Source organism: Kitasatospora sp. NPDC034533, assembly GCF_055575155.1.
Window position 1 is genome coordinate 161,386 of record NZ_JBVITE010000009.1, and the last position, 14,507, is coordinate 175,892.

The 14,507-nt window shown below is 75.0% G+C and carries 15 protein-coding genes; 5 read left to right on the plus strand and 10 right to left on the minus strand.

The annotated features are described in order from the left end of the window. Positions 1-554 precede the first annotated feature (554 nt). From ACZ55U_RS09630 to ACZ55U_RS09675, 10 genes are all read right to left on the minus strand, one after another. The gene (locus ACZ55U_RS09630) at positions 555-2,408 is read right to left on the minus strand and encodes a complex I subunit 5 family protein (RefSeq protein WP_465524237.1); all 1,854 of its coding nucleotides are present in this window, start codon (positions 2,406-2,408) and stop codon (positions 555-557) included. Between the two features lie 6 nt (positions 2,409-2,414). After that, entirely contained in the window at positions 2,415-2,759 is a 345-nt protein-coding gene (locus ACZ55U_RS09635) for a sodium:proton antiporter (RefSeq protein ID WP_465524239.1), read from the minus strand. After that, positions 2,756-3,496, minus strand: coding sequence for an MnhB domain-containing protein (locus ACZ55U_RS09640; RefSeq protein ID WP_465524241.1), 741 nt, complete (start codon positions 3,494-3,496; stop codon positions 2,756-2,758). Before ACZ55U_RS09640 ends, ACZ55U_RS09635 begins: the two co-directional genes overlap by 4 nt. Continuing rightward, positions 3,493-3,762, minus strand: coding sequence for a Na(+)/H(+) antiporter subunit B (locus ACZ55U_RS09645; RefSeq protein ID WP_465524243.1), 270 nt, complete (start codon positions 3,760-3,762; stop codon positions 3,493-3,495). Before ACZ55U_RS09645 ends, ACZ55U_RS09640 begins: the two co-directional genes overlap by 4 nt. Then, entirely contained in the window at positions 3,759-4,052 is a 294-nt protein-coding gene (locus ACZ55U_RS09650) for a monovalent cation/H(+) antiporter subunit G (protein ID WP_465524245.1), read from the minus strand. The genes ACZ55U_RS09645 and ACZ55U_RS09650 overlap by 4 nt, the downstream gene beginning before the upstream one ends. Beyond that, positions 4,052-4,309, minus strand: a complete 258-nt coding sequence (locus tag ACZ55U_RS09655) for a monovalent cation/H+ antiporter complex subunit F (RefSeq protein WP_465524247.1) — start codon at positions 4,307-4,309, stop codon at positions 4,052-4,054. The genes ACZ55U_RS09650 and ACZ55U_RS09655 overlap by 1 nt, the downstream gene beginning before the upstream one ends. Beyond that, complete coding sequence (locus tag ACZ55U_RS09660) at positions 4,306-4,743, minus strand: Na+/H+ antiporter subunit E (RefSeq protein ID WP_465524249.1); 438 nt, start codon at positions 4,741-4,743, stop codon at positions 4,306-4,308. The genes ACZ55U_RS09655 and ACZ55U_RS09660 overlap by 4 nt, the downstream gene beginning before the upstream one ends. A gap of 203 nt (positions 4,744-4,946) precedes the next feature. After that, the gene (locus tag ACZ55U_RS09665) at positions 4,947-5,948 is read right to left on the minus strand and encodes a PHP domain-containing protein (protein WP_465524251.1); all 1,002 of its coding nucleotides are present in this window, start codon (positions 5,946-5,948) and stop codon (positions 4,947-4,949) included. A 16-nt stretch (positions 5,949-5,964) separates the two neighbouring features. After that, positions 5,965-6,978, minus strand: a complete 1,014-nt coding sequence (locus ACZ55U_RS09670) for an SDR family oxidoreductase (protein ID WP_465524253.1) — start codon at positions 6,976-6,978, stop codon at positions 5,965-5,967. Next, complete coding sequence (locus ACZ55U_RS09675) at positions 6,975-7,574, minus strand: DUF6328 family protein (RefSeq protein WP_465524255.1); 600 nt, start codon at positions 7,572-7,574, stop codon at positions 6,975-6,977. The genes ACZ55U_RS09670 and ACZ55U_RS09675 overlap by 4 nt, the downstream gene beginning before the upstream one ends. A 289-nt stretch (positions 7,575-7,863) precedes the next feature. Between ACZ55U_RS09675 and ACZ55U_RS09680 the strand changes: the two genes are divergently transcribed. The 5 genes from ACZ55U_RS09680 (at position 7,864) to ACZ55U_RS09700 (ending at position 14,505) form a co-directional block, all read left to right on the plus strand. Beyond that, a complete protein-coding gene (locus tag ACZ55U_RS09680; protein ID WP_465524257.1) occupies positions 7,864-8,760 on the plus strand; it encodes a SigB/SigF/SigG family RNA polymerase sigma factor in 897 nt (298 codons plus the stop codon). Positions 8,761-8,855: 95 nt separating this feature from the next. Continuing rightward, positions 8,856-10,661: a thiamine pyrophosphate-requiring protein gene (locus tag ACZ55U_RS09685; protein WP_465524259.1), complete on the plus strand. Its 1,806-nt coding sequence runs from the start codon at positions 8,856-8,858 to the stop codon at positions 10,659-10,661. Continuing rightward, positions 10,648-11,085, plus strand: coding sequence for a hypothetical protein (locus tag ACZ55U_RS09690; RefSeq protein ID WP_465524261.1), 438 nt, complete (start codon positions 10,648-10,650; stop codon positions 11,083-11,085). Before ACZ55U_RS09685 ends, ACZ55U_RS09690 begins: the two co-directional genes overlap by 14 nt. Next, positions 11,078-13,414 carry a GMC family oxidoreductase gene (locus ACZ55U_RS09695; protein WP_465524263.1) on the plus strand — a complete coding sequence of 779 codons (2,337 nt, stop codon included), beginning with the start codon at positions 11,078-11,080 and terminating at the stop codon, positions 13,412-13,414. Before ACZ55U_RS09690 ends, ACZ55U_RS09695 begins: the two co-directional genes overlap by 8 nt. After that, the gene (locus tag ACZ55U_RS09700; RefSeq protein WP_465524265.1) at positions 13,411-14,505 is read left to right on the plus strand and encodes an enolase C-terminal domain-like protein; all 1,095 of its coding nucleotides are present in this window, start codon (positions 13,411-13,413) and stop codon (positions 14,503-14,505) included. The genes ACZ55U_RS09695 and ACZ55U_RS09700 overlap by 4 nt, the downstream gene beginning before the upstream one ends. Positions 14,506-14,507: the final 2 nt, after the last annotated feature.

Consider the following 14,507-nt stretch of genomic DNA (forward strand, 5'->3'; position numbering starts at 1 on the left):
CCAAGTCCGGTGGGGGCGGCGGAAGGTGCGGGAGCTGGGGCCGTGGATGGTGGCGGGTGGGCCCTGCGCGTGGGCAGGGCGGGGCATTCGGGGTGGCTTGTGCGGTGCTGTCGGCTGCCCGGAGGGTTTTTGAGGTGGCTGGTGCTCGGCGCCTCGGCGTGGTTGTTCACGGCCGGGGCGGAGTGCAACGCGCCGGTCGCCGAGGGCGGTGGCGTGGAGTAGCGCAGCCGGGGGAGGGGCCTCGTGGGTCGCCAAGTCTGGGGTGGTGCCGCCAAGTTCAGGGGACATGATCGGGATCGGTTCGCCGCGCGGGCCTTCACGGCGTACTGGTCGGTGACCTTGACGGTGTGGACCAGCAGGTCCTGGAGACCCGACATGGGGCAAGCCTGGCCGCAGTCGCCGATCGGGCCGGTCCGGTCGGTCCGATCGCGCCGGAAGCAGGGCATGCGGGTCCTCCGGCGCTCGGGGAGTCCAGTGCAGGGCCGGAGATGATGGTGCGTCAAAAACGGAAGGCGGAGATGCGGGGCCGGGGGACCCGGCGGGCGCCACAGCCGTCAGAGCAGCCCCGTGAGGGTGACCAGCAGGGCCGCGAGCCCCGCGGCCAGCCAGGCGACGTAGTCGCCGAGGAGGCCGGAGTGCAGCCGGCGCAGCGGCAGGACGACGGCGCGGTGCAGGCGGCCGGTGCCGCGCCGGGGGGCGCGGCGCAGCGCGGCGGCGGCGAAGCCGGCGGCGAGCAGGGCCGAGAGCACGCCGAGGCCGGCGCCGGAGGCCGTCCACCAAGCCTCCGGCGCGGGGACCGGAGCCGGCGGCGCGGCCGGCTGCCCGAGGGCGTCGGCGAGGTAGGCCCCGCGGTCGGTGAAGGCGGCGGCCCCCGCGGCGAGCGCCCGGCCGACGCCGGGCAGCACGCCGACGGCCAGGCAGCCGGCCAGCAGCAGTCCGGGGGCGAGGAGCATCGGCGGCGGCAGCCGCCGGCCCGGTTCGCGGATCTCGGGCTCCTCGCCCTCGCCGGTGGTCGCGGCCACCTCGGGGTGCTCCCGGGGCGGCGCGCCGATCCCGCCGAAGACCCGCAGGCCGGCCCGCAGCACCGCGCCGCCGGTGAGCGCCGACACCAGCACGAACACCGCCGGCAGCCAGCCGAGCCGCTGCCCGGCGGCCTCCTCGGCGACGGCCTTGCCGAGCCCGGTGCCGAACGGCGGCAGTCCGGCCAGGGCCAGCGCGCCCAGGGCGAACAGCAGCCCGGTGGCCCGAAGTTCGCGGGCCCGGCCGTACAGTCCGTGCTCGTCGACCGAGCCGTACCGGTCGAGCAGCACGCCGGTGAGGCCGAACAGCGCGGCCTTGGCGCCCGCGTGGCCGGCCACGTACACCGCGGTGCCGGCGAGGCCGTCCGGGGCGAGCAGGGCCGCGCCGATCAGGAACAGCCCGGTGTGGGCGACCGTGGAGAACGCCAGCATCCGCTTCAGGTGCCGCTGTTGCCAGCACATCACGGCGCCGACCAGCGCGGTCAGCACCCCGACGGCCATCAGGGTGTCCCGGACGACGGCGTCCGGCAGGCCTCCCGGTCCGGCGAAGACCACCCGGTGGATCCGGGCCGCGCCGTACACCCCGAGTTCGACCATCACCCCGGACAGCAGCATGCAGACCGGACTCGGGGCGACGGCGTGGGCGTCCGGCAGCCAGAAGTGGAACGGCGCCGCGGCGGCCTTGACCAGCGGGCCGGCCAGGACCAGGACGAAGGCGAGGACCAGCAGGGCGTCCGGACCGCGCCCGGGGACGGCGAGCCGGTCGAGTTCGGCGCCGATCTGGGCCAGGCCGAGTTCGCCGGTGCGGGCGTAGAGCAGGCCGATGCCGACCAGCGAGAGGTAGGCGGCGGCCGAGTTGACCAGCCCGAAGGCCATCGCGCCGTGCAGTGGGCGCGGGTCCTCGATCCGGTAGCCGGTGAGGGCGTAGGCGACGGCGCCCATCAGTTCGAAGAAGACGAAGGCGTCGAAGAGGTCGCCGGTGAGCGCGAACCCGCACATCCCGGCCTCGAAGAGCAGCAGCAGGGCCGGGAACAGGCCGCCGCTCTCGCCCGAGGGCTCGTCGAAGTACCGCCAGGCGTAGCAGAGCACGGCGAGCACCAGGACGGCCACGAGCAGGGCGAGGCCGCTGCCGAGGCGGTCGGCGACCAGCACGATGCCCACGCTGTGCCCGCCGCGCGGGGTCCAGCCGCCCAGCCAGGAGACCGCCCGGCCGTCCGGGCTGGTGCGGGCCCACAGCAGGGCGAGGCAGCCGACCTCGGCGGCGGCCAGCAGGGTGGCGAGCGCGTCGCGGCCGGAGCGCGGCAGCCACCGGCCGGCGACGGCGGTGAGGGCCGCGCCCAGCAGCGGGACGGCGACGGCCAGCGGCAGCAGGTCGGAGGCGGGGAGCACCGGGCGTCACCCCCGCAGCCCGGTGAGGTCCTCCGGGTCCACCGTGCCGTGGCGCTTGCGCAGTTGGATCACCAGGGAGAGCAGCAGCGCGGTGACGGTCGCGCCGACCACGATGTCGGTGAGCGTCAGCGCCTGGACCACCGGGTCCACCACCGGGGCGTCGGTCGGCAGGTCGGAGAAGACGGGGGCGGTGGCGGCACGGCGGTACCCGACGGCGAGCAGCAGCACGTACGTCGAGGACTGCGCGACGGCCAGGCAGCCGACCGCCTGCACCAGGTTGCGGCTGGTCACCAGGCCGTACAGCCCGGCGAGCAGGACCCAGCCGGCCACCAGGTAGGGCAGGACGGTCATGACTTCGCTCCTCGGGGGACGACCTCGACGGCCTGGTCCAGGAAGTGGGCGAGCAGCACCACCACGCCGGAGGCGACCTCCACGCCGACGGCGGCGTTGATCACGGCCACCAGTCCGCTGGAGGAGAGCTGGTTGAAGGTGCCGAGCGGCAGGGTGTTGGCGAGGTAGCCGGCGCCCTGGACGAGCCCGATCAGTCCGAGCGCGGCGAAGGCTCCTGCGGCCAGCGCGTCCGAGACGTCCAGCGCGGCGAGCGGGCGGATCCGCTTGAGCACCCGGTAGTCGGCGGCGACGTACGCCAGGTGCAGCGCGGTGGCCAGCGCGACGCCGCCCTGGAAGCCGCCGCCCGGGCTCAGCGCGCCGTGGGCGACGAGGTAGCCGCCGGTCAGGACGACGACCGGCAGCAGGGTGGCGCCGAACAGCCGGGTGGTGGGCAGGACGGGCTCGGCGGCGGCGCGGCGCTTGCGCTCGTCCCGGGCCAGCCGCAGCAGGATGCCCGCGCCGAGCACCGAGCCGAACAGGATGGACTCCTCGCCGAGGGTGTCGAAGGCCCGCTGGTCGAAGTTGACGGAGGAGACGATGTTGGCCGTCCGCCGCTCCAGCCCGGCCGCCACCGCCCGCTCGCCGTACGGGTGCCGGGCGCCCCCGAAGCCGGGCAGCTCGCCGGCGGCGGCGATCAGCGCGGCGGCCAGCACGGAGGCCGCGAACAGGAAGAGCCCGAGCCGGGTGGCGCGGCTCACTCGGGGTGGTCCGGGCGTTCGTCGGTGTGCTCCTCGCGGCGCACCCGGCGGACGGTCAGCAGGATGAGCAGTGGCGTGATGGCGCTGCCCACGCCGAGCTGGGAGAGCGCGACGTCGGGGGCCTGGAGCACGGTGAAGAGCAGGGCGAGGCTCAGCCCGAGCAGGGCGAGGACGGCGGCCTGCCGGACCGGGTCGCGGGTGAGCGCGGCCACGGTGGCGGTGGCGGCGGTGAGCAGCAGGGCGATGACGATCAGGGCGTCGGTCACGTCCTGTCCTCCGGGTCGGCGCGGTGGGTGGCGTGGGCGACGGCCATCGTGGTGACGGTGCCGCCGGCCGCCAGCAGCAGGCCGATCACCAGCAGTTTGACCGCGGCCCGGCCCGGCCCGGTGTCCACCGCGAGGGCGAGGGCGACCAGCGGCGCGCCGAGCGCGGCGGCGGGGGAGAGGGCGTGCAGGCGCAGGTACGGGCCGGGGAGCACGGCGAGCGCGACGGCGGAGAGCAGCAGGGCGGCGGTGCCCGCGCAGAGCAGGACCAGCGCCACGGCATGACGCGCCATCAGCGCTCCTCGCCGGCCAGGAAGCGGGTGAACACCAGCGCCCCGGCGGGCGCCAGCACGGTCAGGTCGAGCGCGAGGTCGGTGTAGGAGGTGCGGCCGAAGCCCTGGGCGAGCAGCAGCAGGGCGACGGACGTGGCCGGTGCGGCGAGGTTCAGCCCGGCCAGGCGCTGGGGCGCCGCGCCGCGCAGCCCGAGCAGCAGGCACGGGGCGATCGCGCCGACGGCCAGCAGGGCCGCGGCCAGCAGCCAGGCGTTCACTCCTCCGCGCCCGTCAACGCGCCCTCCAGGGCGGAGGCTTCCCGGCCGAGCGCGTGGACCAGCAGGGTCTGGCCGTCGACGTCCACCACGTAGGCGCCGGGGGTCGCGGACAGCAGTGCGGCGGCCCAGGCGGGGCCGGTGCCGGGCGAGAGCCGGACGGTGCGGAAGCCGGACCGGCGGTGGGCGGGGGAGAGCACGGCGCGTGCCAGGCGGCCGGTGTCGGCCAGCAGCGTCCACGGGAAGGCCCAGAGCGCCGCCGCGAGGCCGGCCGCACCGCCCGGGGCGGCGCCGGAGGTGCGGCGGACCGCGACCGCGCCGAGTGCCCCGAGCAGGGCGACGCCGCCGCCCACGGCCACCTCCAGCGGCGTCACCGAGCTGATGAACACGGTGTTCAGCAGGAGCAACAGCCCCCACCAGAGCAGGAGTTCGGCCACCTTCCGCACCCCCTCACCCCCGTCCCGGACGTCACGACAGCGCCGCCCTCGCGGCGAGCGGCCCCAGGTGTACCGTCCGGCCGGTGGCCGCGTCCCGCGCGCAACGCCGTCGGGCGGGGGATCGCCGGCCGGGACCACCCGTTCGCCGGAGCGGGGGCCGGGAACGTCCGATGATCCGCCCGGTGGTTCCCTGGCCGCCGGGATCAGCCGGGTGACCGGCCCGTCCAGGCCGGCAGCCGCTCGCGCGGCCAGCTGGTGACCAGCCGATCGGGCCCGAGGCCGAAGCGCGCCGCGCGGGCGTATCCGGAGGAGTACCAGTGCAGTTGCTCCGGCGCGTGGGCGTCGGTGTCGACGGCGAACAGGCAGCCCGCCTCGACGGCCAGGCGCAGCAGCTCGTCGGGCGGGTCGCGGCGCTCGGGGCGGCAGTTGATCTCCACCGCCGTCGCGGTCTCGGCGCAGGCGGCGAAGACGGCCTCGGCGTCGAAGCCGGACGGCGGCCGGCCGCGGCCGGTGACGATCCGGCCGGTGCAGTGCCCGAGGACGTCGGAGCGGGGGTCGTGGACCGCCGCGAGCATCCGGGCGGTCATCGCGTCCGGGTCGGAGCGCAGTTTGGAGTGGACGGAGGCCACCACGACGTCGAGCCGGTCCAGCAACTCGGGCTCCTGGTCGAGCGATCCGTCCTCCAGGATGTCGCACTCGATCCCGGTCAGGAGGCGGAAGGGCCCGTTCCCGGCGTTCCAGGCCGCGACCGCGTCGAGCTGCCGGCGCAGCCGCTCGGGGCTGAGGCCGTGGGCGATCGTCAGCCGGGGCGAGTGGTCGGTCAGCACCGCCCAGTGGTGCCCGAGGGCGCGGGCGGCCTCGGCCATCTCCTCGAACGGGTGGCCGCCGTCGGACCAGTCCGAGTGCAGGTGACAGTCGCCCCGGGCGGTGGCCAGCAGGTCCCATCCGGCGGTGGCGGCGGGCCCGGTCTCCTCCTCCAGCCGGGCCAGGTACGGCGGTGTCACTCCCGCCGAGGCCTGGGCGACGACCTCGGAGGTGACCGGTCCGACGCCGTGCAGGCACCGGGCCCGGGCGGCGTCCACCGGGCCGGGCGGAAGGTCGCGGACCGCGTCGGCGGCCGTGTGGAACGCCCGCACCCGGTAGGGCGAGGCGCCCTTCCACTCCAGGAGGAAGGCGATCCGCCGCAGTGCCTCCACCGGGTCCATGGCCGTGGTCCGGAGGTCACCGCTTCCGGGCGAGGGCGCCCGCCGCGGCGCCGAGCAGGGCGGCGCCGGCGGCGGTGGTGAGCAGGCCGTGGTGCTGGGAGGCCCACAGCTGGGCGCTGCGGTCGCGGGCCTCGGCGTCGAAGCGGCCGTGCGCGCCGTGGTCCTCGGAGGCGTCCGACGGGGTCCAGAGGTTGAACCTCCTGCCCGGCGGCTCGTCCTCCTGCTGGGAGTCGATGCCCGTGCGGGCGAGGTAGCGGTCCAGCAGCCCGGGCGCGACCGCGTTGGCGATCAGGGTGGCGGCGGTGCTGGCGCCGACCCAGTACTCCCGGCGCCCGGGGTGGTCGGCCGCGAACCGGACGGCGCGGGCGGCGAGTTCGGGCTGGTGGACGGGCGGGACGGGCCGGGCGCGGCCGGGCAGCCGGGTGAGCACCCAGTCGAACTGCGGGGTGTTGACGGCCGGCAGCTGGACCATCGTCACCCGGACCTTGGAGCCGTCGGCGAGCAGTTCGCAGCGCAGCGCCTCGTGCCAGCCCTGGATGGCGTGCTTGGCGCCGCTGTAGGCGGTCTGCAACGGGATGCCCCGGTAGGCGATCGCCGAGCCGACCTGCACGATCGTGCCGTGGTCGCGCGGCAGCATCCGGCGCAGCGCGGCGCGGGTGGCGTTGACGTAGCCCAGGTAGGTCACCTCGGTGACCCGGCGGAACTCCTCCGGGCTGATCTCGGTGAAGGGCGCGAAGACCGAGGTGAAGGCGTCGTTGACCCAGACGTCGATCGGTCCGAACTCGGCCTCGGCGCGCGCGGCGGCAGCCTCGCAGGCCTCCGGGTCGGCCACGTCGGCCAGGATGGTGCGCACCGGTGAGCCGGCGGCCTGGGCCTCGGCCGAGGCGGCGCGCAGCCCGGCCAGGCCGCGGGCGACCAGGACGAGCCGGTCACCCCCGGTGGCGAAGGCGCGGACGCAGGCCCGGCCCACGCCGGCGGTGGCGCCGGTGATGACCACGGTGCGGGGCTTGCGGCGGGTGCGGATCGTCATGGCTGGCGTCTAGCCGGGCGGGAGTCGTCGAAACCTGCCCCGGGGCCGCCCGGGTCCGGCTCCGGCTCGTCCGGCGGCCGGGTGCTGCGGGCGTCGTACCGGTGCAGGTGCCGCAGCGGGATCAGCAGCCAGCAGGAGACGAACCAGAACATGACCACTCCGGTGATCCAGCCGGACAGCGCGGAGCCCGTCGCCACCCGCAGGAGCAGCAGCAGCGCCGAGCCGATGGTCAGCGCGAGCAGCAGCAGGCCGATGGCCACCAACCGGGCGGCCGCGTCGACCAGTTCGGGCTTCAGCCGGTGGCCGGCGAAGATCCGGTGGTAGGCGACCGGGGCGGCCAGCGAGCCGGTCGCCAGCGCCCCGAGGACGACCGTGGTCACGTACAGCCCCCGGTCGAACCCGTCGAGCTGGGCGAAGCGGGGCATGAAGACCACGCTCAGCAGGAACCCGAAGAGCACCTGCGAGCCGGTCTGGGCGACCCGCACCTCCTGGAGCAGGTCCGTCCAGCGGCGGTCCGCCCGTTCGTCGGGCGACTCCCGCCGGCCGCTGCGGCGGGGGCGGTCGGGGGCGTCGCGGCCGGTGTCCGGTGCCGCCATGGTGATCGCCTCCGTCTCCGCCTCTCGCCGTGCTCCGGTCGACAGCGCGACGGCTACCCGGGACAAATCGTAAAAAAACGGGTGAAACATGAATTCCACGTCGGGTGTCGGGTAGAACACCCATGCGGCGGCCACGAGCCGTACGGCCGCTCCCGCACCCGGTCCGGGTGCCACCGGGACCGCGCTTGAAGAAGCCGGGCACAGGTCCTGGGGGACAGAAGCCCCCGACGCGCGAGCACCTGCTCGTACCGGTCCAGGGCGTTCACCCCGATGCCCAGGAGAAGTTCAAGTGTCCATCCTTCCGGAAACCGTTCACCGTGATGCCGCCCTGCCGTCCGACCTGCCCCCCAGGCCCACGGCGGCCGAGCTGCGGGCGATGGGCAAGTCCGAGGCCCGGGAACTGAGCGACGCGCTGTTCGACCGGCTGGCCGGGCTGGCCCGCGAGTCCCACGCCTACAGCTACGTGCGCGGCACGATCATCGAGCTCAACATGCCGCTGGTGCGCTTCATCGCGGCCCGCTTCCGCCACCGTGCGGAGGACATGGAGGACATCCTCCAGGTCGGCACGATCGGCCTGATCAAGGCCGTCGACGGCTACGACCCGCGGCGCGGCGTCGAGTTCGTCACCTACGCGATCCCGACCATCACCGGGGAGATCAAGCGGTTCTTCCGCGACACCTCCTGGCCGGTCCGGGTCCCGCGCAGCATGCAGGAGCTCTACCTGACCGTCGCCCGCGGCTCGGACCGCCTGGAGCAGGAACTCGGCCGGCTGCCCCAGCCCGAGGAGATCGCCGAGGAACTGCACCTCACCGTCGAGCAGGCCACCGAGGGCCTGGTGGCGGGCCGGGTCTACCGCCCCAACTCCCTGGACGCGCTGCGCGACCAGGACACCGACGAGAGCGGCAGCGCCCTGCTCGACCGGCTCGGCGGCTGCGACCCCGGCATCGAACTCGCCGACTTCCGCACGGCCGTGCGCCCGCTGCTGGCCCAACTGCCCGAACGCGAGCAGACCGTCCTCAAACTGCGCTTCTGGGACGGCTGCACCCAGTCCCGGATCGCCGAACGCATCGGCGTCTCCCAGATGCACGTCTCCCGGCTGCTCAGCGCCACCCTCGCCTGGCTGCGCGAGCGCCTCGACGACCGGGACGCCCCCGGCTGGGACGACGCACCGGAGGCGGACGGGTGACTTTCCCCCTCGGCGGGGCGTTTCCGGCCCCCCGCAGCGGTTAGCCGCGCTGCGGGGGGCCGCCGACTGAGGCGAACGACCGAAGGAGGAGCACCGTGTCACCGAAGGTTTCCGACCAGATCCTGGAGCGACTGCGCGACTGGGACGTCCAGTACGTCTTCGGCTACCCGGGCGACGGCATCAACGGGCTGCTCGCGGCCTGGGGCCGGGCCGACAACCGCCCGGTCTTCGTCCAGGCCCGGCACGAGGAGATGGCCGCGTTCGAGGCCGTCGGCTACGCGAAGTTCTCCGGGCGCACCGGCGTGTGCGCGGCGACCTCCGGGCCGGGCGCCATCCACCTGCTCAACGGGCTCTACGACGCCAAGCTGGACCACGTCCCGGTCGTCGCGATCGTCGGGCAGACCGACCGCAGCGCGATGGGCGGCTCCTACCAGCAGGAGGTCGACCTGCTGAGCCTCTACAAGGACGTCGCCGCCGAGTACTGCCAGATGGTGACCGTCCCCGAGCAACTGCCCAACGTCCTGGACCGGGCGATGCGCACCGCCGCCGCCCGGCGCACCGTGACGGCCGTCATCGTGCCCGCCGACGTCCAGGAACTGGACTACAGCCCGCCGGAGCACGCCTTCAAGATGGTGCCCTCCAGCCTGGGCGACCCCCAGTGGACGATCGTCCCGGAGGAGAGCGAGCTGCGCCGCGCCGCCGAGGTGATCAACGCCGGCCGCAAGGTCGCGATCCTGGTCGGCCAGGGCGCCCGCGGCGCCCGCCGGCAGGTCCAGGAGACCGCCGAACTGCTCGGCGCCGGCGTGGCCAAGGCCCTGCTGGGCAAGGACGCCCTGCCGGACACCCTGCCGTACGTGACCGGGTCGATCGGCCTGCTCGGCACCCGGCCCTCGTACGAGCTGATGCGCGACTGCGACACCCTGCTCACCATCGGCTCCAGCTTCCCGTACACCCAGTTCCTGCCCGAGTTCGGCAAGGCCAGGGGCGTGCAGATCGACCTCGACCCGTTCATGGTCGGGCTGCGCTACCCGTACGAGGTCAACCTCGTCGGCGACGCCGCCCGCACCCTGGACGCCCTGCTGCCGCTGCTGGTCCGCAAGGAGGACCGGCACTGGATGCGCACCGTCTGCGACAACACCGAGCGCTGGTGGGACGTGATGGAGCGGCGGGCCGCGGTCAAGGCCGACCCGGTCAACCCCGAGTACGCGGTCCACGCCCTCGGCGAGGTGCTGCCCGACGACGCCATGGTCACCGCCGACTCCGGCTCCGCCGCCAACTGGTACGCCCGCCACCTGCGCTTCCGCGACGGGATGCGCGGCTCGCTGTCCGGCACCCTGGCCACCATGGGCCCGGGCGTCCCGTACGCGATCGGCGCCAAGTTCGCCCACCCGGACCGGCCCGCGATCGCCATCGTCGGCGACGGCGCCATGCAGATGAACGGCCTTGCCGAACTCATCACCATCGCCAAGTACTGGCAGGAGTGGGACGACCCGCGCCTGGTGGTCGCGGTGCTCAACAACCGGGACCTCAACCAGGTCACCTGGGAGATGCGGGCCATGCAGGGCGCGCCGAGCTTCCTGCCCTCGCAGCAGCTCCCCGACGTCGACTACGCCGGGTTCGCCCGCAGTCTGGGGCTGGCCGCCGAGCAGGCCGTCGAGCCCGGCCAGGTGCCTGACGGCTGGCGGCGCGCCCTGGCCGCCGACCGCCCCTTCGTGCTGGAGCTGCGCACCGACCCGGCCGTGCCGCCGATCCCCCCGCACGCCACCTGGGACCAGATCCAGTCCGCCGCCGAGTCCGTGCTGCGCGGCGACCCCGACCGCGTCGCCGTGGTCCGCCAGGGGTTCCGGGCCAAGATCCAGGAACTCCTGCCGTCCTTCGGAGGCCGCCATGGGCGCCGTTGACCTGGCGCTGCGCAACGTCCGCACCGGCCGCTTCCAGCGCTCGCTCGCCCTGGCCACCGCCGCCGGCTCGGTGATCACCGCCGCCGAGATCTACCTCGAACACGACCGGGCCGGCTTCGGCAACCGCGTCATGTGGTGGCCGGTGTGGCTGGGCCCGGTCGGCGCGGCCGCCGGGATCGGCGGGGTGTGCAGCCCGCGCGCGGCCCGCACCCTGCTGCCCGTCGCCTCCGCCGCGATCGTCCTCAACGGGCTCCAGGGCACCTACCTGCACGTGCGGGGCATCGCCCAGAAGCCCGGCGGCTGGGAGATGGCCCGCTACAACGTCGAGATGGGCCCGCCGCTGTTCGCCCCGCTGCTGATGAGCCTGGTCGGAGGGATGGGCCTGGTCGCCGCCGTACTGCGCCGGGAGTCCCGCGATGCCTGAGCCGACGCCCGAGCCCCGCTTCCCCGGTTACGACGTGCTCGGACAACTGCGCCACTGGGACGCACCGACCATCGCCAGGGTCCTCTCCCGCACCGGCCCGCAGCCTCCGCTGCGCTTCTTCACCCCCGCCGAGGAGGCCACCGCCCGCGCCCTGCTCGACCAGCTGCTCGACCACCCGGACGTCCCGCTGCTCCCGATGATCGACGCCCGGCTCGCCGAACGGCAGACCGACGGCTGGCACCACGCCGACCTGCCCGAGGACGACGAGGCCTGGCGGCGCAGCCTGCACGCCCTGGACGAGGACGCCGACGGCTCGTTCGCCGCGCTCAGCGAGGTGCAGCAGCGGGCCCTGCTCGGCCGGATCCAGGAGATGGCGGACGCGCGCTGGCACGGCATGCCCGCCCACCACGTGTGGAGCCTGTGGACCCGCTACGCCTGCACCGCCTACTACGCCACCCCCACCGCCTGGAACGAGATCGGCTTCGGCGGCCCCGCGCACCCGCGCGGCTACCTGCGCCTGGGCGTCGGAGCGCGCGAGCCCTGGGAGGTCGCCGACGCCCACTCCCGGCCGCCCCGCCCGCCCGACCACGAACCGCCGCGCCCGGTGCCGCGCGCCACCGACCCCGGGCGGCACTCCCGGCTGCGCGCCGCCGCCGAGACCGTCCGCGCCAACGCCGCCGCCGAGCGCGAGGTGCGCCGCACCAACTCCTCGGCCTGGCTGCTGCCGCCCGACGGCCACGGCTTCGACCACCGACTGGTGCGCGACATGCGCCGCTTCGAGGACACGGACGAGGTCGACCTCCTGATCGTCGGCTGCGGCGCCGGCGGCGCCACCCTCGCCCAGCGGATGGCCCGCCGGGGCTGGAGCGTCGTCGTCCTGGAGGCCGGGCCGTTCTGGGACCCGCTCGCCGACTGGGTCAGCGACGAGGCCGGCTCCCACCACCTGTACTGGACCGAGCCGCGGGTCCTCTCCGGCACCGATCCCGTCCCGCTCGGATCCAACAACTCCGGCCGCGGGGTGGGCGGTTCGATGGTCCACTTCGCCGGGTACGCCCCCCGCTTCCACCCCTCCGACTTCCACACCCACACGGTGGACGGCGTCGGCGCCGACTGGCCGATCGACTACGCGGACCTGCGCGAGTCCTACCGGCGGCTGGAGTACGAACTCCCCGTCGCCGGCCAGTACTGGCCCTGGGGCGAACCCCACGCCTACCCGCACCCGCCGCACCCCGTCGGCGGCAACGGCGAGGTCTTCCTGCGCGGCGCCGCCGCCCTCGGCATCCAGGCCCGGGTCGGCCCCGTCGCCATCACCAACGGCCGCTTCGGGCGCCGCCCGCACTGCATCTACCGGGGCTTCTGCCTCCAGGGCTGCAAGGTCAACGCCAAGGCCTCCCCGCTGGTCACCCACGTCCCCGACGCCCTCGCCCACGGCGCCGAGATCCGCGCCGACTGCATGGCCGCCGCCGTCGAACTCGACCACGACGGACTCGCCCGCGGCGTGCGGTACTTCCACCACGGGCGCGAACACCTCCAGCGCGCCCGCACGGTCGCCGTCGCCGGGTACGCCATCGAGACCCCCCGCCTGCTGCTCAACTCCGCCTGCCCGCGCTTCCCCGACGGACTGTGCAACGACCACGACCTGGTCGGCCGCTACGTCATGGTGCAGGGCGCCCCGCAGACCTCAGGCCGCTTCGAGGAGGAGATCCGCGCGTACAAGGCGCCGCCGCCCGAGGTCTCCACCGAGCAGTACTACGAGACCGACCCCGACCAGCCCTACCGGCGCGGCTTCACCATCCAGAACATCTCGCCGATGCCCATCATGTGGGCCGAGCACGTCATCGCCCAGGGCCACTGGGGGCCCGACCTGCGCAGCTACCTCTCCGACTACGTGCACTGGGCCACCCTCGGCGCGATGGCCGAACTGCTGCCCCAGCCGGACAACCGGGTCACCCTCTCCCGGGAGACCGACCGGCGCGGGCTGCCCGTCGCCGAGTTCTCCTTCTCCCAGTGCGAGAACGACCGGCTGCTGATCAAGGCCGCCCGCGAGGTGATGGAGTCCATCCTGCGCGCCGCCGGCGCCAGCGAGGTCATCACCATCGACCGCTACGCCCACCTGGTCGGCGGCTGCCGGATGGCCGCCGACCACCTCAGCGGCGTGGTCGACCACCGCCTGCGCACCTTCGCCGTCCCCAACCTGCTGATCACCGACGGCAGCGTGCTCCCCACCCAGGGCAGCGCCAACCCGGCGCTCACCATCATGGCCCTGGTCGACCGCGCGGCCGGGCTGCTCGCGGCGGGGCAGCGGTCCGGACTGCGAGCACCGGCATGAGCGGGATCGAGCGGATCGACGTCCGCGTCTACACCGTCCCCACCGACGCCCCGGAAGCGGACGGCACCCTCGCCTGGGACAGCACCACGCTCGTCCTGGCCGAAGCCGTCAGCGGCCCGCACAGCGGCCAGGGCTGGACCTACGGCGCCGCCGCGGCCGCCGCCGTGATCACCGGCGAACTCGCCCCGCTGGTCACCGGCCGCGACCCGCACGACACCGGCGGGGCGTACGAGGCGATGAACCGGGCGGTGCGCAACACCGGCCGCCCGGGCCTGGTCGCGGGCGCCATCTCGGCCGTCGACCTCGCCCTGTGGGACCTGCGCGGCCACCTGCTCGGGCTGCCCCTCGCCCGGCTGCTCGGCGGCGCCGCCCGCCCGGTGGCGGTGTACGGCAGCGGCGGTTTCACCACGTACTCCGCCGGGCAGCAGGAGCGCCAACTGCGGCACTGGAGCGAGGAACAGGGCATCCCCCGGGTCAAGATCAAGATCGGCGAGTCCCGGGGCACCCGCGAGGAGCGCGACCTCCAGCGGGTCCGCGCCGCCCGCGCGGCCGTCGGCGACCGGGTCGAGCTGTACACCGACGCCAACGGCGGCTACCGGCGCAAGCAGGCCGTCCGGATGGGCGCCGCGCTCGCGGACCACGGCGTCACCTGGTTCGAGGAGCCCGTCTCCTCCGACGACCTCGTCGGCCTGCGCTCCGTCCGCGACGCCGTACTCCCCGACGTCACCGCCGGGGAGTACGGCTACGACCTCGCCTACTTCGCCCGGATGATCCCCACCGTGGACTGCCTCCAGGCCGACGCCACCCGCTGCGGCGGCGTCACCGGCTGGCTGCGCGCCGCCGCCCTCGCCGAGGCCCACGGCCTGGACGTCTCCGCCCACTGCGCCCCCCACCTGCACGCCCACGCCGCCGCGGCCGTCCCCAACTGCCGCCATCTGGAGTGGTTCCACGACCACGTCCGGATCGAGCGGATGCTCTTCGACGGCGCACTCGACCCGGCCGGCGGGACCGTCACCCCCGGCGCCGACGGCGCGCCCGGCCACGGGCTGCGCCTGGCGCCCGAGCGGGCCGCCGGGTACCGGGTCGGCTGAGC

Coding starts and splice junctions, on each gene's coding strand:
- ACZ55U_RS09635 (WP_465524239.1), bottom strand. CDS start 2,759: ATGACCGTCCTGCCCTACCTGGTGGCCGGCTGGGTCCTGCTCGCCGGG.
- ACZ55U_RS09650 (WP_465524245.1), bottom strand. CDS start 4,052: ATGGCGCGTCATGCCGTGGCGCTGGTCCTGCTCTGCGCGGGCACCGCC.
- ACZ55U_RS09665 (WP_465524251.1), bottom strand. CDS start 5,948: ATGGACCCGGTGGAGGCACTGCGGCGGATCGCCTTCCTCCTGGAGTGG.
- ACZ55U_RS09670 (WP_465524253.1), bottom strand. CDS start 6,978: ATGACGATCCGCACCCGCCGCAAGCCCCGCACCGTGGTCATCACCGGC.
- ACZ55U_RS09675 (WP_465524255.1), bottom strand. CDS start 7,574: ATGGCGGCACCGGACACCGGCCGCGACGCCCCCGACCGCCCCCGCCGC.
- ACZ55U_RS09690 (WP_465524261.1), top strand. CDS start 10,648: ATGGGCGCCGTTGACCTGGCGCTGCGCAACGTCCGCACCGGCCGCTTC.
- ACZ55U_RS09695 (WP_465524263.1), top strand. CDS start 11,078: ATGCCTGAGCCGACGCCCGAGCCCCGCTTCCCCGGTTACGACGTGCTC.
- ACZ55U_RS09700 (WP_465524265.1), top strand. CDS start 13,411: ATGAGCGGGATCGAGCGGATCGACGTCCGCGTCTACACCGTCCCCACC.